General features: G+C 64.8%; 18 protein-coding genes. 7 read left to right on the forward strand and 11 right to left on the reverse strand.

Annotated features, from left to right (window positions below):
* Positions 1-39 precede the first annotated feature (39 nt).
* The 6 genes from JJB99_RS25080 (at position 40) to JJB99_RS25105 (ending at position 6,239) form a co-directional block, all read left to right on the forward strand.
* On the forward strand, positions 40-1,434 hold the full coding sequence (locus JJB99_RS25080; RefSeq protein ID WP_200494939.1) for an FAD-linked oxidase C-terminal domain-containing protein: 1,395 nt from the start codon (positions 40-42) through the stop codon (positions 1,432-1,434).
* The gene (locus tag JJB99_RS25085) at positions 1,431-2,954 is read left to right on the forward strand and encodes a sugar ABC transporter ATP-binding protein (protein WP_200494940.1); all 1,524 of its coding nucleotides are present in this window, start codon (positions 1,431-1,433) and stop codon (positions 2,952-2,954) included. Before JJB99_RS25080 ends, JJB99_RS25085 begins: the two co-directional genes overlap by 4 nt.
* Positions 2,947-3,897 (forward strand): ABC transporter permease, encoded by a 951-nt coding sequence (locus JJB99_RS25090; protein WP_200494941.1) that lies wholly within the window; start codon positions 2,947-2,949, stop codon positions 3,895-3,897. Before JJB99_RS25085 ends, JJB99_RS25090 begins: the two co-directional genes overlap by 8 nt.
* Complete coding sequence (locus JJB99_RS25095; RefSeq protein ID WP_200494942.1) at positions 3,894-4,871, forward strand: ABC transporter permease; 978 nt, start codon at positions 3,894-3,896, stop codon at positions 4,869-4,871. The genes JJB99_RS25090 and JJB99_RS25095 overlap by 4 nt, the downstream gene beginning before the upstream one ends.
* Positions 4,872-4,912: 41 nt before the next feature.
* Complete coding sequence (locus tag JJB99_RS25100) at positions 4,913-5,887, forward strand: sugar ABC transporter substrate-binding protein (RefSeq protein ID WP_200494943.1); 975 nt, start codon at positions 4,913-4,915, stop codon at positions 5,885-5,887.
* Between the two features lie 64 nt (positions 5,888-5,951).
* Positions 5,952-6,239: a YciI family protein gene (locus tag JJB99_RS25105; protein WP_200494944.1), complete on the forward strand. Its 288-nt coding sequence runs from the start codon at positions 5,952-5,954 to the stop codon at positions 6,237-6,239.
* Positions 6,240-6,670: 431 nt separating this feature from the next.
* Here the strand turns inward: JJB99_RS25105 and JJB99_RS25110 are convergent, their stop codons facing one another.
* Together JJB99_RS25110 and JJB99_RS25115 are read right to left on the reverse strand one after the other, a co-directional pair.
* Positions 6,671-7,093 (reverse strand): GFA family protein, encoded by a 423-nt coding sequence (locus JJB99_RS25110; protein ID WP_200494945.1) that lies wholly within the window; start codon positions 7,091-7,093, stop codon positions 6,671-6,673.
* A gap of 84 nt (positions 7,094-7,177) precedes the next feature.
* Positions 7,178-7,876 carry a winged helix-turn-helix transcriptional regulator gene (locus JJB99_RS25115; protein WP_200494946.1) on the reverse strand — a complete coding sequence of 233 codons (699 nt, stop codon included), beginning with the start codon at positions 7,874-7,876 and terminating at the stop codon, positions 7,178-7,180.
* Between the two features lie 204 nt (positions 7,877-8,080).
* Between JJB99_RS25115 and JJB99_RS25120 the strand changes: the two genes are divergently transcribed.
* Entirely contained in the window at positions 8,081-8,596 is a 516-nt protein-coding gene (locus JJB99_RS25120) for an SRPBCC family protein (RefSeq protein ID WP_200494947.1), read from the forward strand.
* An 87-nt stretch (positions 8,597-8,683) separates the two neighbouring features.
* Here JJB99_RS25120 and JJB99_RS25125 read toward each other — a convergent pair whose 3' ends face one another.
* From JJB99_RS25125 to JJB99_RS25165, 9 genes are all read right to left on the reverse strand, one after another.
* On the reverse strand, positions 8,684-9,676 hold the full coding sequence (locus JJB99_RS25125) for an ABC transporter ATP-binding protein (protein WP_200494948.1): 993 nt from the start codon (positions 9,674-9,676) through the stop codon (positions 8,684-8,686).
* Positions 9,673-10,662 carry an ABC transporter ATP-binding protein gene (locus JJB99_RS25130; RefSeq protein WP_200494949.1) on the reverse strand — a complete coding sequence of 330 codons (990 nt, stop codon included), beginning with the start codon at positions 10,660-10,662 and terminating at the stop codon, positions 9,673-9,675. The genes JJB99_RS25125 and JJB99_RS25130 overlap by 4 nt, the downstream gene beginning before the upstream one ends.
* Before the next feature lie 34 nt (positions 10,663-10,696).
* Positions 10,697-11,620: an ABC transporter permease gene (locus tag JJB99_RS25135; RefSeq protein WP_200494950.1), complete on the reverse strand. Its 924-nt coding sequence runs from the start codon at positions 11,618-11,620 to the stop codon at positions 10,697-10,699.
* Positions 11,617-12,558 carry an ABC transporter permease gene (locus tag JJB99_RS25140; RefSeq protein ID WP_200494951.1) on the reverse strand — a complete coding sequence of 314 codons (942 nt, stop codon included), beginning with the start codon at positions 12,556-12,558 and terminating at the stop codon, positions 11,617-11,619. The genes JJB99_RS25135 and JJB99_RS25140 overlap by 4 nt, the downstream gene beginning before the upstream one ends.
* Before the next feature lie 17 nt (positions 12,559-12,575).
* Positions 12,576-14,177, reverse strand: coding sequence for an ABC transporter substrate-binding protein (locus tag JJB99_RS25145; protein WP_200494952.1), 1,602 nt, complete (start codon positions 14,175-14,177; stop codon positions 12,576-12,578).
* 133 nt (positions 14,178-14,310) lie between these two features.
* A complete protein-coding gene (locus JJB99_RS25150; RefSeq protein WP_200494953.1) occupies positions 14,311-15,243 on the reverse strand; it encodes an N-carbamoyl-D-amino-acid hydrolase in 933 nt (310 codons plus the stop codon).
* A gap of 243 nt (positions 15,244-15,486) precedes the next feature.
* Positions 15,487-16,920, reverse strand: coding sequence for an NAD-dependent succinate-semialdehyde dehydrogenase (locus tag JJB99_RS25155; RefSeq protein ID WP_200494954.1), 1,434 nt, complete (start codon positions 16,918-16,920; stop codon positions 15,487-15,489).
* Between the two features lie 143 nt (positions 16,921-17,063).
* Entirely contained in the window at positions 17,064-18,479 is a 1,416-nt protein-coding gene (locus JJB99_RS25160) for a PepSY-associated TM helix domain-containing protein (protein WP_200494955.1), read from the reverse strand.
* A gap of 12 nt (positions 18,480-18,491) precedes the next feature.
* The gene (locus JJB99_RS25165; RefSeq protein ID WP_200494956.1) at positions 18,492-20,840 is read right to left on the reverse strand and encodes a TonB-dependent receptor; all 2,349 of its coding nucleotides are present in this window, start codon (positions 20,838-20,840) and stop codon (positions 18,492-18,494) included.
* Positions 20,841-20,890 lie beyond the last annotated feature (50 nt).

Below are 20,890 nucleotides of genomic sequence, written 5' to 3' on the forward strand. Positions count from 1 at the left end.
GACAAGAGTCCGCTAACAGGGAGCAGACGGGAGCTAGGGATGGGACCGCGAGTGAGCACCAGCATATTGGCCGATCGCCTCACCGGCATGATCGGCCCGCGCGCGAGCGTCGCGCGCGGCGTGCTCGATCAGCATGGGCAGAGCGAGTCGCACTATCGCAACCTGCCGCCCGACATCGTGGTCTTCCCAGAAACCACGCAGGAGGTCGCGGAGATCGTCAAGCTCTGCGCGGGCGCGAACATGCCGATCGTCCCGTTCGGCGCCGGAACCTCGCTCGAAGGCAACGCGGCCGCGGTCGCGGGCGGCGTCTGCTTCGACTTCGCGCGCATGAACAAGGTGCTGTCCGTGCACGACAGCGACATGGATGTCGTGGTGCAGCCGGGCATCACCCGCAAGCAGCTCAATGCGGAGCTGCGCAATACCGGCCTGTTCTTTCCGATCGATCCCGGCGCCGACGCCTCGATCGGCGGCATGACCTCGACGCGCGCCTCCGGCACCATGGCGGTGCGCTACGGCACCATGAAGGACAATGTGATGGCGCTGGAGGTGGTGCTTGCCGACGGCCGCGTCATCCGCACCGCGAGGCGCGCCCGCAAATCGGCCGCCGGTTATGATTTGACGCGGATGTTCGTCGGTGCGGAAGGAACGCTCGGCATCATCACCGAGATCACCCTGAAGCTGCATCCGGTGCCACAAGCCATCTCAGCGGCGGTCTGCAGCTTCGACACCCTGCATGATGCCGTCGACACCGCGATCTCCGTGATCCAGTCCGCGATTCCCGTGGCCCGCATCGAGCTGCTCGATGACGTCATGATGCGCGGCATCAACGCCTACGCCAAGCTCGGCTACCGCGAGGCGCCCACTTTGTTCTTCGAATTCCATGGCTCCGAGACCTCCGTCGCCGAGCAGGCCGAGGCCGCCGAGGCGATCGCCGCCGACCATGGCGGCCACGGCTTTGCCTGGGCCAAGGCGCCGGAAGACCGCAGCCGGCTCTGGCACGCACGCGACAACACGCTCTATGCCGGCCTCGGCCTCCGCCCCGGCGCGCGTGCGGTCATCACCGACGTCTGCGTGCCGATCTCGCGGCTGGCCGAATGCCTCACCGAGACGCGGCGCGATGCGGACGCGCACGGCTTTACCGCGCCGATCGTCGGCCATGTCGGCGACGGCAATTTTCACATGCTGATCCTGATCGATCCTTCGAAGCCAGAGGAGGCCGAAAGCGCCAAGGCGCTGCAAGCCCGCATGGTCGCCCGTGCCATCGCCATGGACGGCACCTGCACCGGCGAGCACGGCATCGGTCTCGGCAAGATCGACTATCTCGCGGATGAACTCGGCGAGGCCGTCGATGTGATGCGACAGGTCAAGACCGCGCTCGATCCTGATGGGCTGATGAACCCCGGAAAGATCTTTGCAAAGGGAGCCAAGGCATGAGCGATGCGCTCCCGATCGAGGTCACCTCGCCGACGCCGCTGCTGGAACTGCGCGGCATCAGCAAGGAGTTTCCCGGCGTCAAGGCGCTGGACGACGTGTCGTTCGCCGTCTATCCCGGCGAAGTCCACATGTTGCTCGGCGAGAACGGTGCCGGCAAGTCGAGTCTCATGAAGGTACTGTGCGGCGCCTATAGCGCCGACGCGGGCGAATTCTACTATGAGGGCAACAAGGTCGCGATCTCCTCGACCGCGGATGCGCAGAAGCTCGGCATTGCCGTGATCTTCCAGGAATTCTCGCTAGTCCCCTATCTCGATATTGCCCAGAACATCTTCCTCGGCCGGGAGCCGAAGGGCCGCATCCCCGGCACCATCGACCGCCGCAAGATCCTGGCCGACGCCAAGCGCGTGCTCGACACGATCGGCTTCGACATCGATCCCTCCACCATCGTCGACAAGCTGGGCGTGGCGCAGCAGCAGATGGTCGAGATCGCGAAGGCGATCAGCCAGAACGCCCGCATCCTCGTCATGGACGAGCCGACCGCGGCGCTGTCCGACCGCGAGACCGAGCTCCTGTTCGCGCTGATCGCGCGGCTGAAGGCCGATGGCGTGTCGATCGTCTATATTTCCCATCGCATGGCCGAGGTGTTCGCGCTCGGCGACCGCATCACGGTGCTGCGCGACGGCCGCCGCATCGACGGCGTCAAGCCGGCCGATGTCACGCCAGACCAGCTGGTGCGCATGATGGTCGGCCGCAATGTCGACATGACCTATCCGCGCCATTTTGCCGACAAGCCCGGCGAGCTGCTGCTAGAGGTCAAGGGCCTGACTGCGGCGACGGGCATCTCCGACATCAACATCGAGGTGCGCCGCGGCGAGATCGTCGGCCTGTGCGGCTTGGTCGGCTCCGGCCGCAGCGAGGTCGCGCGCGCCATCTTCGGCGCCGATCCCGTGACATCAGGCGAGATCATCTTCGACGGCAGGACCATGTCCGGCCAGCCTGACCTCGCCGCCCGCCGCGGCATCGCGTTGATCCCGGAGAGCCGCAAGAGCGAGGGCCTCGCGCTGCTGCGCTCCGTCGGCGACAATCTGGTGGTGTCGGCTCTTCGAAAGCTGTTCCCGAGCGGGCTGTTCGACCAGCGCAGCGCGCAGCGCACGTCCGACGGCTTGATCCGGCAGCTCCGGATTGCGACGCCCAGCGCGCGGCAGACCGTCGGCCTGCTCTCGGGCGGCAACCAACAGAAGGTCGTGATCGGCAAATGGCTGGCGGCCGGCTCAAAACTCTTCATCTTCGACGAGCCGACGCGGGGCATCGACATCGGGGCCAAGTCCGAGATTTTTGCGCTGATCGACCGTCTCGTCGCGGAAGGCGCGGCCGCCCTGATGATCTCGTCCGAGCAGGTCGAGATCTGCCATGTCTGCGACCGCGCTTATGTGATGCGGGAGGGGCGCATCGCCGGACATTTGACCCGCAGCGAACTGACCGAGGAGAACATCGTGCGACTGGGGATGCATCATGCGTGAGGCCGCCGTCGTCGCTCAACCGAATCCGCTGCAACGCATTCCCGGCGTTGCCATCGTGCTGGTGCTGCTGATCGCGCTGTTCAGCGCGATCGCGCCCGGCTTCCTGTCGGTTGCCAACCTCTCCAACGTGCTGGTGCAGTCGACGATTCTCACCATGCTGGCGCTGCCGATGACCTTGATCATCATGACAGAGGGGCTGGACCTGTCGATGGGCGCGGTGCTGACGCTGACCTCGCTCTGCGTCGCCATCGTCTCGCTCGCGACCAAGTCGATGCTGCTGGGCCTTGGCGCCGGCCTTGTGGTCGGCGCGGCCTTCGGCACGGTCAACGGCTGGCTGGTCGCGATCCTTGGCATCCCGCCCTTCGTCGCGACGCTCGGCACGCTCGGCATGGCGCAGGGCCTGTCGCTGATCGTCAGCGACGGCCAGAGCGTGGTCGGCATCCCCCACAGCGTGCGCGACATCTATTCGGCGACGCTGCTCGGCGTGCCGGTGCCGATCGTGATGGCGCTGGTGACTTACGCAGCGTTCCATGGCCTGCTCTATCACACCCGCTTCGGCACCTACATCTTCGCGCTCGGAGGAAATCGTGAGGCGCTGCGCTATGCCGGCCTGTCGCCGAACAAGCTGCTGATCGCGGTCTACGCCATCGGCGGCGCCATGGCGGGCATCGCGGGCCTATTGATGACTGCGCGGATGAATTCCGGTCATCCGACTGCCGGCCTTGGCCTCGAATTCGACGCGATCGCCGCCGTCGCCGTCGGCGGCACCTCGTTCGAGCGCGGCAATGGGTGGCTGCTCGGCACGCTGCTCGGCGTGATCTCCGTCGGCGTGCTGCGCAACGGGCTGAACCTGATCTCGCTGCCGTCCTCGGTGCAAGTCGCAAGCGTCGGCGTCCTCGTCATCGTTGCCCTGTTCCTCGACGGCCTCAGGAGCCGCGCATGACCGACATCACCAAAGAGACGATGATGCCGCCCCGCTCGTTCCTGTCGCAGGACGCGATCCAGCTATTCTATCGCTTGCTCGCCGCGCTGCTGATCTGCGCGGTGCTCGCCGTGTTCAGCGACTCCTTCCTGAGCCTCGGCAACATTCTTAACGTGCTCCGGCAGGCAAGCCTGACCTTCTTTATCGCCTCCGGCCTGACGCTGGTGGTGCTCACGGCCGGGCTTGATCTGTCCGTCGGCGCCAATGTCGCGCTGTCGGCCTGTATCGCCGGCACGGTGATCCACAAGACCGGTTCGCCGGCGCTCGGCATTCTCACCGGGCTCGCCTGTGGCGGCATCGTCGGCCTCCTCAACGGCATCATGGTTACGGCGCTCCGCATCCCCTCCTTTATCGCCACCTACGGCATGCTCTGGGTGCTGAACGGCCTGACCTATTGGTACATGGCCGGCGAGACGCTGCACGGCTTCCCGGCAGGCTTCCGCCAGATCGGCAGCGGCTATCTGTTCGGCCTGCCGATCCCGGTCTATCTGCTGCTGGTGTTTCTCGGGATCGGAACACTGTTCGCGCAGCGCACGATCTGGGGCCAGGAGATCTATGCGATCGGCGCCAATCCGGTCGCCGCCCGCCTCTCCGGCATTCCCGTCGCGCGGCGCCTGCTGCTGGTCTACGCGGTCTCAGGCATCATGGCGGGGCTCGCCTCGATCATCTTCCTGTCGCGGCTCAATTCGGCCGAAGCCGATATCGGCGAGAGCCTGACCTTGCCGGCGATCGCGGCCGTGCTGATCGGCGGCACCTCGCTGTTCGGCGGCGTCGGCACCGTGTTCGGCACCTTCATCGGCGCGCTGATCCTGACGCTGGTGCTCAACGGCATGAATCTGTTGTCGGTCAGCGCCAACTGGCAGCCGCTGGTGACAGGCATCATCGTCATTCTCGCGGTCTGGCTCGACATGAAGACCCGCCGCCGCGCGCAATGAGTTCTAGAGTTTCAACAAGCAAAATGAGGGATGGAGGCAACATGAAACAGACACTGGGCTATCTCGCGCTGCCGCTGCTGATGGCGGCCGCGTTCACCACCGAAGTGCGTGCCGACGGCGAGACCATCGCCGTCTTCACCAAGAACCAGACCAACCCGTTCTTTCAGACGGTGCGGGTCGGCGCCGACAACATGGCAAAATCGCTGAACGGGAAGACGCTGCAATACATCCCAACCAAGCCGGACTCGATCCCCGAGCAGCTCAGCCAGATCGAGGACGTCGTCGTCAAGAAGCCGAGCGCGATCGTGTTCACGCCGGTCGATTACAAGGCGATGGTGCCGGGGGTCGAGAAGATCAACGAGGCCAAGATCCCGGTCGTCAACATCACCGACCGCTCGGCCGGCGGCAAGTTCCTCTCCTTCGTCGGCGCCGACGATTACAGCCTCGGGCTCGAGACCGCGCGCTTCCTGCTCAAGACGCTTGGCGGCAAGGGCAACATCGTCATCATCGAGGGCGTCAAGGGCTCGCTGACCAATGTCGACCGCGTCCGCGGCTTCAACGACGCGATCAAGGAAAATCCAGGCGCCAAGCTCTTGGCCTCACAGCCCGGCAACTACCAGCGGCTGCAGGCGCTCCAGGTGATGGAGAACCTGATGCAGTCGAATGCGCAGATCGACGGCGTGCTCGCTGCGAACGATGCCATGGCGGTCGGCGCGATCGAGGCGCTCGACGGCGCGAACCGGAAGGCGCAAGTGATCGGCATCAACGGCACCAAGGAGGCGATCGACGCGATCAAGTCCGGCAAGCTGCTCGCGAGCGGCGACTACAACGGATTTGCCCAAGGCTGCCTCGGCACCATGATGGCGATCCGCGCCTTGCGCAACCAGCCGGTCATCAGCGAGATCGTGCTGAAGCCGACCGTCATCACCAAGGACAATTTTGGGCCGTTCGACGTGCCGCTTGAGCAGCGCACCTGCCCGACCTTCGAGGACGCCGGCAAGCTCGGCGCAAAATAAGTCCTTCCATCACGACAATTACGGACGGCCGTATTAGCGGCCGTCCCAAGAAGACGGAGACACCATGCTGTTCGCCATCCATGCCGTCGACCGCGCCGGCGCGCTGCCGACCCGGCTCGCCAGTTACGATGCACATAAAGCCTTCCTGAGCGACACCTCGCCCTTCGGCGTCAAGATCGTGATGTCGGGGCCGCTCGTCGCCGACGACGGCGCAACCATGATCGGCAGCCTGTTCCTGATTGAGGCGCCCGGCCGCGCCGAGGTGGAAGCTTTCAATCGCGCCGATCCCTTTGCCGCCGCCGGCATCTGGGACAAGGTCACGATCACCGGCTTCCTGCGCCGCCAGGGCTAAGGGCGGCTAAACTAAAAATGCGAAAACGCCTCCGTTCCGTGATTGCGAAGCGCGAGGCCGGCGATCTCGGCCCCGCTCACCTCGTGTTCGCCCAAGTGAGGGCCTAGCTTCAATCCGCGAACGGACCGCTTCTGCATTTCGAATATTGCTGGTCGCATTTCTGCATGCATTTCGTGCCGGTGCATTTTGGGCTGTTGCAGCTCAGCCACTTCCGGTCACACAGGGATGCGCGGGCAGAAGCCGGTCCGGTCCACCACGCGAGCAGAACGATCGCGGAGCATGCGAAAGCCATCAGACGAGGGCGCCTGACGCGGATGGTGGTCGTTGCGGTTGCAATTGTCACATTGGTCTCCTCTTGTTGAACAAGCGCATGGCCCAGGCAGCGGCCCGACGGCCGTGTGCCTGGGGTATTCTCGAATCCAATGAGACAGTTACTCCGCAACGGTCTCGCCGGACCCGCCGAGCTCAGCCGGAAAATCGCGGAGCTTCGGCAGGCCGTCGCGCATCGGCAGAACAGTCTCGGCATAGTTGACGTGGACCGCGGGCACAAAATCCAGCGTCGGTATCGTCGCGGCGAACACGTCGACGAGTCCAAGCGGCCGATGATTTGTCAGGAGATGACCGCCGCACTGCCTACAGTACTGCCGCTCACTGAGCGGCGTCTTTTGGTAGGTCGCGACGTTCTCGGCTCCGGATACGATTTCCACCATCCCAGCCTTCCAAAGGCTGAAGGCATTGACCGGCCCGCCCGACCAGGAGCGGCAAGAACGACAATGGCAGTAACCCATGGCCTCGGGCGCGCCGCTGACGACAAGCGTGACGGCTCCGCAAAAGCAGCTTCCAGCGTGACTCATTCAAATCCCTTTCGAAGTTGGACAACTCACTTCGACTAGCAGGGAGCTTCGGGTCACTTCCAGTACTGGAACTGTACTGCGATCTCAGCTCGCCAGCTTGCGCTCTTTCGCGAACGGGCTGAGGCCGAGCCAGGTCTGCATGGCAGACGCGATTTTGCGGTCGCCGGTCAATAACATTCGCTGGTTCCCGACCGCCGCCCGCACGGTGTCCAGCCCCATCCAGATCGCCGTCATTGTTCGCAGGTCGACGGAGACGTATAGGTCGACGTCGAAGCCGGGATCGACCGAGCAGAGATCGACGCCGTCCGCGGGATCGACGATCAGCCACCAGCACCGCTGGGCGGCTGGAAGCTCGGGATACGCGAACTGAATCACGTTGCGCCCCTTCGGCATCGGCGTCGTATTCAGATTGCGCCGCATGTCCCACATCAGAAGCTGGACGTCGAGATGCTGGAGCGACAGGTCTGCTTCGATCCGACGCTGGCCCCAGATGCCGAAGGCCTCGACGATCGGCCCGAGCTCGCGCCCGGATGCGGTGAGACGATATTCGAATATGCCCGGGTCTGACACCGAGAGCTCGCGAGCAACGATGCCGGCAGCTTCGAGGTCTCTTAATCGCTGCGACAGCAAGGCGGGCGACATGCGCGGCACTCCGCGCCGCAATTCGTTGAAGCGAGTGGAGCCAGCGACGAGTTCGCGCAGCAACACCACGGTCCAGCGCGTGCAGAGGACCTCGGCCGCCATCGCGACCGGACAGAACTGCTTATAGCTACCGACGGCCATGTTTCCCTCCTGTACGCGAACGGGAAATCTAACCGTGGCGGGGCGCCGACTCCAGTTCAGATTCTGTACCGGCCTCGATTCAGTTCCTGAACTCGTTGCGCATGACGCCGGCTGATACCTGGCTCTCATGCGGGCTTTCCGGGCTCCGCCTCGCTTTCTCCGACAGGAGAGACGTCTCGCCCCCTTAGATGAACAGGACTTCCAATGCGTAAACATTTGAGCCATCCCACCCTTCGTTCGATGCTGCTGATGATGCTCAGTATCGCCCTGCTTTCGAGCCTGGGTGTCCCACCCGCCCTTGCCGAGACAATTTCGCGCAGCGCCGAGGTGAAAGCGTCTGCATCAGCCGTGTGGTCCCTGATCGGCCCGTTCTGCGCCATCAAGGCGTGGCTGCCGCCGGTCGGCGAATGCATCGAGGATGGAAAGGCACCTTCGACCCGCATTCTCGTCACGAAGGACGGCAAGACCGCCTTCGTGGAAAAGCAAACGGCGCGAAACGAAGCCGAGCGCAGCTACTCCTACGCATTCCTCGCCAGTCCGCTTCCCGTCACCGATTATGCGTCGACCATCAAGGTCACGGCCAATGCGGACGGGACATCAACCGTGACCTGGAGCGGCTCCTACACGCCGGACCAGGGCAAGGAAACGGCTGCAAAGGAAGCGCTGACCGGCGTCTACGAAGCCGGGCTCTCGGAGATCAAGACGAGGCTTGCCAAGTAAGTTCACGGCTGTGGCGCCGTGAAACCGAGAAGTCGGCCGGAGTTCCGTCGTTCCGGCCGGCTGGTCGCGTGGGCGCTCGGGCAATTGCTATCCAGCCGTGGCTGGCGCACCGTCCTCGATATGGCACGCGACCCACTGCTCGGGTCCGGCCGCGCGCAGCACCGGCTCCTCGCTCCGGCAGCGGTCGAAGACGAGCGGACAGCGGGTGTGGAAGCGGCATCCCTTCGGCGGATTGATCGGGCTCGGCACATCGCCCTTGAGGATGATCGGATTGCGGTGGGCGCCCGGCTCCGGCAGCGGCACCGCCGAGAGCAGCGCCCTGGTGTAGGGATGTCTTGGCGCGGCGAAGATCTCCCGGCGCGGCGCCACTTCGACGATCTTGCCGAGATACATCACCGCGACGCGATGGGTCATATGCTCGACGATGGCGAGGTCATGGCTGATGAACAGCAGCGCGAGGCCGAACTTCTGCTGAAGGTCCTGCAAGAGGTTGACGATCTGCGCCTTGACCGAGACGTCGAGCGCGGAGACGGCCTCGTCGCAGACGATCAGCTCCGGCTCGGCCGCGAGCGCCCGCGCGATGCCGATGCGCTGGCGCTGGCCACCGGAGAATTCGTGCGGCCTGCGGTTCAGCGCCTCGCGCGGCAGGCGCACGGTGTCCATCAGCGCGGTGACGCGGACCTCGAGATCTTCAGCCGATTTGGCGAGGCCGAAATTGCGGATCGGCTCGGCGAGGATGTCGCGCACGCGCATGCGCGGATTGAGGCTGGAGAACGGATCCTGGAACACGACCTGCACGCGGCGGCGCATCTGGCGCATCGTGCTCGGATGGGCATCGTCGATGCGCTGGCCGTCGAGGATGACCTGGCCTGCGGTGATGTCGAACAGCCGCAGGATGGCGCGGCCGACCGTCGACTTGCCGCAGCCGGATTCGCCGACCAGCGACAGCGTCTCGCCCTTTGCGATCTCGAAGGAGACGCCGTCCACCGCATGGACATATTCGGACTTGCGTCCGAACAGGCCCTTGTTGACCGGAAAATGCTTCTTGAGGTCGTTGACCTGGAGCAGCGGAGGACTCATGCCGCGACGGCTCCCTTGGCTGCATAGTGACAGGCCGCGATGTGGCGCGGCCCCTTCTCTTCGAGCCCCGGCGCATATTGCCGGCAGAGATCGGTCGCGAGCGCACAGCGCCCTGCGAAGACGCAGCCGGCGATCGGCTTGCGCAGATCAGGCACTTGCCCGGGAATTTCGGCGAGCCGCCGCGCGGTGCCGGTCAGCGAGGAACCGAGCCGCGGCACCGCGCCGAGCAGGCCTTGCGTATAGGGATGGCGCGGGGAGCGGAACAGCTCGGCCACCGGCGCCTCCTCGACCTTGCGGCCGGCATACATCACCATGACGCGTTCGGCGATCTCGGCGACGACGCCGAGATCGTGGGTGATCAGGATGATCGCCGCGCCGACCCGGCGCTTGAGATCCAGCATCAACTTCAGGATCTGCGCCTGGATGGTGACGTCGAGTGCGGTGGTCGGCTCGTCAGCAATGAGAAGCTTCGGGTTGCAGGCCAGCGCAATCGCGATCATGACGCGCTGGCGCATGCCGCCGGAGAGCTGATGCGGATATTCACGCACGCGCCGCTTCGGCTCGGGAATGCCGACCAGAGTCAGCATCTCGATCGCGTGCGCCTCGGCAGCCTGCTTGTCGAGGCCCTGATGGATCATCAAGGTCTCGCGGATCTGACGGCCGACGGTGAGGACCGGATTGAGGCTTGTCATCGGCTCCTGGAAGATCATCGAGATGTCGTTGCCGCGGATGGCGCGCATCTCGCGATCGGACAGCTTGAGCAGGTCCTTGCCGGCAAAACGGATGGCGCCGGCGATCCTGCCCGGCGGCTCCGGAATCAGCCGCATCAGCGACATCGACGTCACCGACTTGCCGCAGCCGGACTCGCCGACGATCGCCAGCGTCTCGCCCTCATTGACGTGGAAGGACACCCCGTCCACCGCGCGGTTGATGCCGCCGGGGGTGCGGAAGTGGGTCTGCAAGTTCTGGACTTCGAGCAACGCCATCGCGATCAGCCTTGGAAGATCAGCCTTGGGACATCTAAAGACGCTTGGCCATGCGCGGGTCGAGCGCATCGCGAAGGCCGTCGCCGAGCAGATTCACGGCGAGCACGGTGACGGAGAGGAACGCTGCCGGGAAGAACACGATGTAGGGCTTGACCTGCCACAGCGCGCGGCCCTCGGCCATGATGTTGCCCCAGGACGGAATGGTGGGCGGCGTGCCGGCGCCGATGAAGGACAGGATCGCCTCGGTGATCATGGCGCTGGCGCAGATATAGGTCGCCTGCACCAGCATGGGCGCGAGCGTGTTGGGCAGGATGTGGCGCAGGATGATCATCGGCGTGCGCGTGCCGCACGCAATCGCGGCATCCACATAGGGCTGCTCGCGCAGCGACAGCACGACGCTGCGCACAAGGCGCGAGACGCGCGGGATCTCGGCGATGGTGATGGCCAGGATGACGTTGCCGACGCTGCCGCGCGTCAGCGCCATCAGCGCGATTGCCAGCAGGATCGGCGGGATCGACATCAATCCGTCCATGAAGCGCATCAGGATGCCGTCGGCCCACCGGATGAAGCCGGAGACCATGCCGATGGCGAGCCCCGCCGCGGATGCGAGTATGGCAACCGACAGTCCGACCGTGAGCGAGACCCGCGCGCCGAACAGCACGCGCGAGTAGATGTCGCGGCCCAGCACGTCGGTGCCGAACCAGTAAAGCGCGGACGGCGCGCGGGTGCGCTTGGCGGGCGCGAGTGCCGTCGGATCGACCGTCCAGAGATACGGCGCAAAGATCGCGATCAGGACCAGCGTCAGCAGCAGCGCGCCGCCAATCGCAACGGTGGGATGGCCGCGCAAGAAGCCGACGAAGCCACGCCGGATCGTGACCGGCCGCAGGATCTCAGGCAGTTGCGGCGCGAGCACGAGGCCGGCCGGCAGCACTTGCGGATTGACGGTCGTGTCGGTCAATAGCGGATCCTCGGGTCGACGAGCGTATAAATGACGTCGATCATCAGGTTGACGAGGACGTAGACGAAGCTGAACAGCAGCACGATGCCCTGGATCACCGGATAGTCGCGGCGCAGGATCGCGTCGATGGTGAGCCGGCCAAGGCCGGGGATCGCGAACACGCTTTCCGTGACGACCGCGCCGCCGATCAAGAGCGCGATGCCGATCCCGATCACGGTCACGATCGGCACCGCCGCGTTCTTCAGCGCATGGATGAACAGGATGCCGCCCTGCCCGAGGCCTTTTGCGCGCGCGGTGCGGATGTAATCCTGCTGCAAGACTTCGAGCATGGCCGCGCGGGTGATGCGCGCGACCAGCGCGATATAGACGCAGCCGAGCGCGACCGACGGCAGGATCAAATTCTCCAGCCACGGCCAGAACCCTTGGTTAAGCGGCGTGTAACCCTGCACCGGCAGCCATTCGAGCTCCAGCGCGAAAATGTAGGCGAGCATGTAGCCGACCACGAAGACCGGCAGCGAGAATCCGAACACGGCGAAGGCCATGATGGCGCGGTCGATCAGGCTGCCAGCCTTCCACGCCGCCACGACACCGAGCGGCACCGCGACCACGATGGTGAGCAGCAGCGTGACCATCATCAGCGACAGCGTCGGTCCGAGCCGCTGCCCGATCATGGCCGAGACCGGCAGATTGGTGAAGATCGAGGTGCCCAAATCACCGTGCAGGATGCGCCAGACCCAGCTTCCGAACTGGATCAGGAACGGACGGTCGAGGCCGAGGCTCTGGCGGATGCGCTCCACATCCTCCGGGCTCGCCTGGTCGCCCGCGATCACCACCGCGGGATCACCCGGGGCGATGTAGAGCAGGCTGAACACGAACAGCGCGACAATCGCCATCACCGGCAAGGTCGCGACGATGCGCCGGAGGATAAAGGACAGCATCTGGCTCTACCGCACCGTCACGCGGACTTCGACACGCCCCAGAAGAACGGCAATGGTCCCTTGGCGATGCCGGAGACATTCTTGCGCCAGGCCGTGTAGGTCAGGAAGAAGCCGGTCGGCGCGTAGACGACGTCGTCGAGCGCCGCCTTGTTGACCCGTCCGATTGCGGCCTTCTCCTCGTCGAGGCTCTTGGCCTCGAACCAGGCGGTAATCTCCTTCTCGGTGTTCGGGCTGTTGGGCCAGCCGAACCACGCCTTGTCGCCATTGGCGCGGATGGCGGTGTAGGCAGCCGGCGTGATGCAATCGGCGCCGGCATGCCAGCTGTGGAACATGTTCCAGCCGCCCTGCCCCGGCGGCGTCTTGGCGGCGCGGCGGGAGCCGACCGTGCCCCAATCGGTGGCAACGAAATCGACATTCATGCCGAGCTGCTTGAGCAGGTCCGCCGTGACGTCGCCTTGCGCCTTGGTGATCGGCTGATCCTGCGCGACGAGGCAGGTCACCGGCTGGCCGGAATAGCCGCTCTCGGCGAGCAGCTTCTTGGCAGCATCGAGATCGCGCTTGCCCTTGAGGATCTCGCCGCCCAATTCGCTGTAGAGCGGCGTATCAGGCGTGAAGAAGCCGGGCAGCGGCTTCCACAGCTTGTCGTCGTCACCGACGATCGCGCGCATGTAATCTTCCTGGCTCAGCGCCATCAGCACCGCGCGCCGCGCCCGCACGTCGTTGAACGGCGCGAACAGATGGTTCATGCGGAACGAGCCGATATTGCCGAGGGGATCGCCGATATCGACGCTGATGTTCTTGTTCTTCTTCAGCACGGGGACGAGATCGGCGATCGGGTTCTCCCACCAGTCAACCTCGCCGTTCTGCAAGGCCGCGGCCGCGGTGGCGGGATCCGGCATCACCAGCCACTCGACGCGATCGACCAGGATCTGCTTGCCGCCGGCGAGCCACGACGCCTTCTCCTGCCGCGGCACGTAATCGGCGAACTTCTCGAACACAGACTTGGCGCCGGGCACCCATTCGCTCTTGGCGAACTTCATCGGCCCCGAGCCGACATATTCGGTGATCTGCTTGAACGGATCGGTCTTGGCGATGCGCTCGGGCATGATGAAGGAGCACGGCGCGTTGTTCTTGGCGAGCGCGTAGAGCATTTTCGGGAAGGGCTGCTTCAGGACCCATTTGAAGGTGCGGTCGTCGACCGCGGTCAATTCCTGCTGGATCGCGATGATCATCAGGCCCATCGGATCGCGCGCGGCCCAGCGCGAAAGGCTTGCGACGACATCCTTGCTCAGCACCGGCTCGCCGTCATGGAATTTGAGGCCCGGGCGCAATTTGAAGGTCCAGATCTTGCCGTCGTCGCTGGTCTCCTCGGACTCGATCATCTGGCGCTGCGGCTGAAGCTGCGCGTCGATGCCGTAGAGCGTATCCCAGACCAGCGCGGCGGCATTGCGCACGACATATTGCGTGCCCCAGATCGGATCGAAATTCGCGAGATTGGCCTGCGGTACGAAGCGGAGGGTGCGGGCTGCTGCGCCTTGGGCGATCGCCGGAGCCGAGAGGCCGGTCAATGCCAGACCGCCCGCGCCGGCCAGTCCCTTCAATACGGTCCTGCGATCCATGACGTCCTCCCGCTAATGCCGTGATGCCAGGTTTTCGTTGGCCAAGGGCAAGTGAAACCGAGCCCATTTGCAAGCAAATGGTATGCCACTATCCCGGCCTTCGCCAGCGGGATCTCACGGGAAGACCGGGGCGTCACTTCTCCGGTGGCGGCACCGCGCCGGTCTGGCTGGTGATCAGACCGTAATGCTCGATGCGGCGGTGCTGCGCGAAATTGAAGATGGTGGTCTTGCCAAAGCTCGTGGCATCGAGATCGCAGCGGTGGACAAGGAGCTCGTCGCCTTCGGTTTTGGCCTCGGCGACGATCTCGCCGTCGGGATCGACGATGAGACTGCCGCCAAACAGGGCGTGACCGTCCTCGACGCCGGCCTTGGCCACCGCGACCACCCAGGTCGCATTCTGATAAGCGCCGGCCTGCACGGAGAGGCGGTTGTGAAACATGCGCTTCTCGATGCCCTCCTCGCGTCGCTCCGCGTTCTCCGAGGGCGTATTGTAGCCGATCAGCACCATCTCGACGCCTTGCAAGCCCATGACGCGATAGGTCTCGGGCCAGCGGCGATCGTTGCAGATGGCCATGCCAATGATGCCGCCCAGTTCGCGCCAGACGTTGAAACCGAGATCGCCCGGCTCGAAATAGCGCTTCTCCAGATGCTGGTGCGACCGATTGGTGTCGTAGTCCGCATGGCCCGGCAAATGGACCTTGCGATATTTGCCAACAATCTTGCCGGACTTGTCGGTCAGGATCGCCGTGTTGAAGTGATGGCCGTCGGGTGTCAGCTCGGCATAGCCAAAATTCATCGCGATCCGATGCTGCGCCGCACGTTCGAACAGCGGCCTCGTCGCAACATTCGGCATTTCGCGTTCGAACCAGCCGTCGAACTCGGCCCGGTCCTCGACGTACCAGCGCGGGAAGAACGTGGTCAGCGCCAGCTCCGGATAGACGATGAGGTCGGCGCCTCTGGCGCTGGCCTCATCCATCAGCGCGATCATGCGCTTGACCACGACCTCGCGGCTGTCGGCTTTCTGGATCGGGCCCATCTGGGCGGCAGCAACGTTAACGATACGCATTGGCGACTTTCCGGATTTCTTGACGAGGCTGGGGATCGCAAGCTCAAGGGCCTACCGGCGCGCGCAGCATAACGCAGTCTCGCGCCGTTTCCACCCAAGCAGCTTTCATGCCGTTCGCCCCTACTCGGTATCCCTCGGTTCGAACCTTTGGCGTTGTTCCGGCGCGGCACTGTGCCCGCAAAATAAAGAAAGGCGCGTCACGGCCTGCCGTGACGCGCCCTGCTAAGGACATCGCGCGCGGTTTTATGCGCTCGCCTGCGTGACGAACTTGGTGTTGAGGTACCCCTCGATCGCCTCGAGGCCGCCTTCGGAGCCGTAGCCGGAATCCTTGACGCCGCCGAACGGCACTTCCGGCAGCGCGAGGCCGTGATGGTTGATGGAGACCATGCCGCTCTCGATGTCGGCGCCGATCGCCTGCATCGTCTTGGTCGAGGTGGTGTAGGCATAGGCCGCAAGCCCGTAAGGCAGACGGTTTGCTTCCGCCACGACTTCATCGTAGCTGCGGAATGCGGTGATTGGCGCCAAGGGGCCGAACGGCTCCTCGTTCATGATGCGGGCATCGCGCGGCACGTCGGTCAGCACCGTCGGCTCGAAGAAGAAGCCCTCATTGCCGATACGCTTGCCGCCAGCCTGGATCTTGGCGCCGCGCTGAACCGCGTCGGAGACGAAGCCTTCCATGGCATCGACGCGTCGCGGGTTCGCCAGCGGGCCCATGCGGGTATCCTTGTCGAGACCGTTGCCGACCTTGAGGCTCTTGGCTGCGGCGACGAACTTGTCGACGAAGGGCTGGTAGACGCTTTCATGCACCAGGAAGCGCGTCGGCGAGACGCAGACCTGGCCGGCGTTACGGAACTTGTTGGCGGAGAGGATCTTTGCGGCGTTGTCGAGATCGGCGTCCGCGAACACGATCGCCGGCGCATGGCCGCCGAGCTCCATGGTGACGCGCTTCATGTGCAGGCCGGCGAGCGCGGCCAGGTGCTTGCCCACCGCGGTCGAGCCCGTAAAACTGATCTTGCGGATGATCGGATGCGGAATGAGATATTCCGACACTTCCGACGGCACGCCGAACACCAGCTGGACGACGCCGGGCGGAATGCCGGCGTCGGCATAGGCCCGAACCAGCTCCATGCAGCTTGCAGGCGTCTCCTCCGGACCCTTGACGATGATCGAGCAGCCGGCGGCGAGCGCGGCCGAGATCTTGCGCACGGCCTGGTTGATCGGGAAATTCCAGGGCGTGAAGGCCGCGACCGGGCCAACCGGCTCCTTGGTCACGAGCTGGGTGACGTTGCCCATCCGCGGCGGCACGATGCGGCCATAGGCGCGGCGGGCTTCTTCGGAGAACCAGTCGATGAGGTCGCCGGCGAGCATGGTCTCGCCTTGCGCTTCGACGACCGGCTTGCCCTGCTCCATGGTCATCACGGGCGCGATCTCGGCGGCGCGGGAGCGGATGATGTCCGCAGCCTTGCGCATCAGCTTGTAGCGGTCGAATGGCGAGGTCTTGCGCCAGACCTCAAAGCCGGCCCTCGCGGCCTCCAGCGCACGATCGAGGTCCGCCTTTGAGGCATGCGGGGTCCTGCCGATCGGCTGGCCGGTGGCGGGATTGAGGATGTCCTCCGACTTGCCGGAGCTGCCGTCGGTCCACTCGCCGGCGATGAACATCTGAACTTTCGGATACATCCGTGGCTCTCCTGCGTGATTTCGGCGGCATGGGCATTGCCGCCTGCCCAATAAGTGGGCGCAGAGCTACACCGAAAGGCAGCCCGCGAGAAGGGATCAATCGGCATTGCACATGCGTTTCGGCCGAGGCCTCGCTCCATCGCTCAGGCCGAGAACGAGAGCCGCAAGCGGCGCCAGCCGATCACGATACCCGTGATGGAGAATACCAGCCCCAGCGTGCAGAGCCCGACGATCAGGACATCCCGCCATAACGGGTGCGCCAGGAGGATCGGAAAGTCCAGCGTGTGGAGCGCGCTGTAGAACCAGCGATAGGCCCGCCGGGAAGCGTCAAGCCTTTGCAGCACGCGCCCATCGGCACCGTCTATGTCGAACCAGAGTTCGCCGCAGCGCGCGCGGTACACGGGCGCACCGGGGACGCTGGATCGCGCGGGGTAATCGTCATTGCCGGCAAGGACGGACGGCGTGTCGCACCCGGACGCGAGACGCGTCACCAAGCCCTGAAGATCTTGCGCGCCAAGATATTCCTGCGTACCGCCACCGGCCCTGGCCAACGACTGTTGACCGAGCCCCGTCCTTTCGCGACGGTAGACGCGGCCGTCGAAGGCGAACCATTCGATTTCTCGGGCCGAGGGGGATATCGGGTCCAACGACGGTGCCGCCCGCCAGTCCGGCGACGCATCCACCATGCCGGCCTCGGCCGCGCTCAACTGCCCGCGCGAAAACAACCGGCCATGATCCATCGAGAGCCAGCCGCTGAAAGTCCAGCTCAGCACGAAAACGGTCACGACGAGTCCGATGATGTGATGCAGGGCGTGCCAGCCGCGATAGGGCGAGCCGACGAACCGCCCTCGTTGCCTGATCCGAACAACGCCAAGCACCGCGCCCAGCAGAGCTGCGATCGAGGCCAGCAGCGACAGCGTCCAGACCAGGCGATCCCACAGCGCCCAGTTGCTTCTGAGAACCGTCGGATAAATCCAGTGCAGCACGCTGCCGGCGAGGTTCCAGCCACGTTCTCTACGCGTCGTATCCAAGACGATCTCACCGGTACGCGACGAGACGTAAACCTCCGTCCCGGCGGCGTCGCCGAGGGCGACGCGAAACAACGGCCGGTAGCGATCGAATCCGTTGGGCACGCTCCATTGGTCATAGTCCGAGCGCGCGACAATCGCAGCCCGCGCGGCATCGATCCCGCGCTGGCGCGCATGCGCCTGAGCGGTGGCGAGCGCGACGTCCGCAGAGATCACCGCCGCGTCGCTTCCGCCGGAGGCGCGGACCGCGCCGACATGCGATGGCCCTGACACAATATAGACCGCTCCATCGCTCCGCTGGATCAGTCGCGCGCGCGTGGCATCCTCGATCCCGCTTGCGGCCACGGCATCGGCAACCGCGATCCTCACCTCCCCAGGCTCCACTGGCGTCAATCCGGCAAAACGCTCCGATTCCGTCAACGACGGAAACGGGACGAAGTGCATCACGATGCCGCTCGCGAACCACATCGCGAACAGCAGGCCAAACGCGATCCCGAGCCAGCGGTGCGTGAGGACGATCGCGCCCATCATGTGGTCAGCGCCCTACCATTTGAACGCGGCCGAGAGCTCATAGGTGCGCGGCGCACCGAGGAGGATCTGGTCGGGATAGAACGGATCTCCCCAGATCGCGTAGCGCCTGTCGGCGATGTTGCGCACCCGGAAGCTCAGGCGGGCCTGGTCGACCGCGTTGAACACCGTCTTGGGGATGTCGACGAAGGCATAGACGTCGGCGACGGTGTAGGCCTTCATGGTTACCGTGTTGGCGTCGGTGTTGTAGCGGTCGCCGACATGGCGGCCGGTGATGCCGAACTCCACCGGCCAGGACGTGAAGAAACGCCAGGACGCGCCGCCATTGGCGACGATGCGCGGCACGTTCGGCGGGGTGTTGCCGGAGAACGAGCCGCCGACAAAATTGTAGTCGGCGTAGCGCGCATCGACATAGGCGATGTTGCCCCAGAGACGCAAAGGCTCGATCGGGCGCACGGACGCCGCAAGCTCTACGCCTTTCGACTCCTGCCGTCCGGCGATATTGAGCGCCATGCCGCCGGCGGCGGCATAGACGTTCTTGCGCAGGATGTCGTAGGCGGAGAACGACCATTCCGCCCGGTTGTCCCAGAACAGATGCTTGACGCCGGTCTCATAGGTGCGCGTGGTGGTCAGGTCGAGCGGTTGGGTCGGCAAAAGCAGGAAAATGTTACTGGCGGAAACGTCGGCGCCGGTGGCGTACTGGCTGAACAAGGTCAGGCCGGGGACGGCCTCCCAGGTGTAGCCGATGCGGCCGGTGACCGGTGCCCAGTCGTTCGTGAACGGGAAGCCCGCGTTCTCCAAACCGAACTGGTCGGTTGAGTTGCGGTCGAGCCCGATATGCTCGACGCGCAGGCCGCCGATCAGCGCGAAGGTTCGCGTCAGCTTCAGCCGATCCTCGAACGACAGCGCCTCGTTATCGATACGCGCGGTCTGCTGTTTGGTCGTGAGCACGCCGTAATAGCCGCGCGGAGAATCGACCAGAGGGATATGATCGAACGGGAAGTTCGCCGCGCCCGGCCTGACAAAGTCGAGATAGCTTGACGACAATGTCGTAACCAGGCGGTTGTCGAAGCCTGCGATGTCAGTGTCCCAGACCAAGTCGGTGATGTTGCCGACGAGGCGCTGGCTGTGCGCGACGTAAAAGCGCTCGCGATACACATCGTTCGTCGTGGAATCGAACGCCTCGATCTCGTTGTTGAACCAGCTGCGCTCCGCGCCGTAGCCATAGGCCTGGCTTTTCAGCGTCAGGTCGGGCGCCAGCTTCAACTCGAATCCGCCGCGCAGCCACACCTCCTGCGCAACGTTGCGATTGTCGAGAACGTTGTAGTTGGTGTTGAAGGTGCGGTCGTCGATCGTGACTGCGCCAAGATCAGTCCGGTTGGAATAGTTGCCCGAGACGATGCCGCTCGTAGCATGCGAGCCGCTGAAAGCGACCGGCACCAATGGCGCGCCCCAATAGGCCTCCGAGCGATCCTCGCGGTACTCGATCGCGCCCCAGACCTTGAGGCTGTCTGAGATCCGGTAGTTGAGCTGGCCGGAGACGTCCAGCGTCCTGGTATTGGTATCGTCGGCAAAGCCGTTGAGCGAGGAGCGGCTGATGTCGAAGCGATAGTCGAGTCCCTCTACATTGGTGCTGCCGCCGGAGCCGTAATGCGCGCGGAAGGAGTTCAATGAATCCCAGGAGAAATTGGCCTCATTCCGGATCGGGCCGGTGTGCGGCTGCTTGGTGGCGAAATTGATGGCGCCGCCGGCCGCGCCCTCGCCCGACATCAGCGAGGCCGGGCCTTTCAGGATTTCCACGGCCTCCAGATTGGCGGTGTCCATGATCCGCGACGTCATGTTCTGCGGACCGATCTTGATGCCGTGGTAGAGCGTGTTGATCTGGCTGTTGGTGAAGCCGCGCATCGAGAAGGCAGCGGGCTCGGCGGGATTGTCGCCGGAGGTGAGACCGACCGCGCCTTGCGCCACCTCGGACACGGTGCGGTAGCCCTGCTCGCCGATAGTCTCGGCCGAGATCACCTCGATGGTCGCGGGCGTCTGACGCACCGTCAGGCCGAGGCGCGAGGCGCTTTCCGCGACTGCATTGCTGTTGAGCGGTGTTTGCGCCGCTGCCGTCGGCACTGCGGGCTTGGGCGCGGTCGGTGCGGCCGCTGGCCTGCGCGCTGCCGCGCGGCGCGGGCCTCGCGCTTCGCGGGCGGCTAGCCTTGCCGGCTTGCGCGATTGGGCGGGCGAGACCTCGACGGGCGGCAGCGGCTCGCGCGCCTGCTGCGCCAGCGCGGCAGGGATATCGGCCGCCGCAAGCGACGTGAGCGCGGCGGATGCGAGCAGGAATGTGCGCGGTCGTACGATACGGATGCAAGACACGGCGTTGGACCTCGGTATGACGTCAGTGGCACGTCACAGCGAACCAAGCT

The sequence above is a fragment of the Bradyrhizobium diazoefficiens genome (assembly GCF_016616235.1).
GTDB lineage: Bacteria > Pseudomonadota > Alphaproteobacteria > Rhizobiales > Xanthobacteraceae > Bradyrhizobium > Bradyrhizobium diazoefficiens_H.

Excerpts from the sequence above, each read along its gene's own strand:
- JJB99_RS25095 (WP_200494942.1), top strand. The coding sequence starts at position 3,894 with ATGACCGACATCACCAAAGAGACGATGATGCCGCCCCGCTCGTTCCTG.
- JJB99_RS25115 (WP_200494946.1), bottom strand. The coding sequence starts at position 7,876 with ATGGCCGTCGGTAGCTATAAGCAGTTCTGTCCGGTCGCGATGGCGGCC.
- JJB99_RS25110 (WP_200494945.1), bottom strand. The coding sequence starts at position 7,093 with ATGAGTCACGCTGGAAGCTGCTTTTGCGGAGCCGTCACGCTTGTCGTC.
- JJB99_RS25120 (WP_200494947.1), top strand. The coding sequence starts at position 8,081 with ATGCGTAAACATTTGAGCCATCCCACCCTTCGTTCGATGCTGCTGATG.
- JJB99_RS25160 (WP_200494955.1), bottom strand. The coding sequence starts at position 18,479 with ATGATGGGCGCGATCGTCCTCACGCACCGCTGGCTCGGGATCGCGTTT.
- JJB99_RS25085 (WP_200494940.1), top strand. The coding sequence starts at position 1,431 with ATGAGCGATGCGCTCCCGATCGAGGTCACCTCGCCGACGCCGCTGCTG.
- JJB99_RS25080 (WP_200494939.1), top strand. The coding sequence starts at position 40 with ATGGGACCGCGAGTGAGCACCAGCATATTGGCCGATCGCCTCACCGGC.
- JJB99_RS25130 (WP_200494949.1), bottom strand. The coding sequence starts at position 10,662 with ATGGCGTTGCTCGAAGTCCAGAACTTGCAGACCCACTTCCGCACCCCC.
- JJB99_RS25105 (WP_200494944.1), top strand. The coding sequence starts at position 5,952 with ATGCTGTTCGCCATCCATGCCGTCGACCGCGCCGGCGCGCTGCCGACC.
- JJB99_RS25100 (WP_200494943.1), top strand. The coding sequence starts at position 4,913 with ATGAAACAGACACTGGGCTATCTCGCGCTGCCGCTGCTGATGGCGGCC.
- JJB99_RS25155 (WP_200494954.1), bottom strand. The coding sequence starts at position 16,920 with ATGTATCCGAAAGTTCAGATGTTCATCGCCGGCGAGTGGACCGACGGC.
- JJB99_RS25125 (WP_200494948.1), bottom strand. The coding sequence starts at position 9,676 with ATGAGTCCTCCGCTGCTCCAGGTCAACGACCTCAAGAAGCATTTTCCG.
- JJB99_RS25145 (WP_200494952.1), bottom strand. The coding sequence starts at position 14,177 with ATGGATCGCAGGACCGTATTGAAGGGACTGGCCGGCGCGGGCGGTCTG.
- JJB99_RS25140 (WP_200494951.1), bottom strand. The coding sequence starts at position 12,558 with ATGCTGTCCTTTATCCTCCGGCGCATCGTCGCGACCTTGCCGGTGATG.
- JJB99_RS25150 (WP_200494953.1), bottom strand. The coding sequence starts at position 15,243 with ATGCGTATCGTTAACGTTGCTGCCGCCCAGATGGGCCCGATCCAGAAA.
- JJB99_RS25090 (WP_200494941.1), top strand. The coding sequence starts at position 2,947 with ATGCGTGAGGCCGCCGTCGTCGCTCAACCGAATCCGCTGCAACGCATT.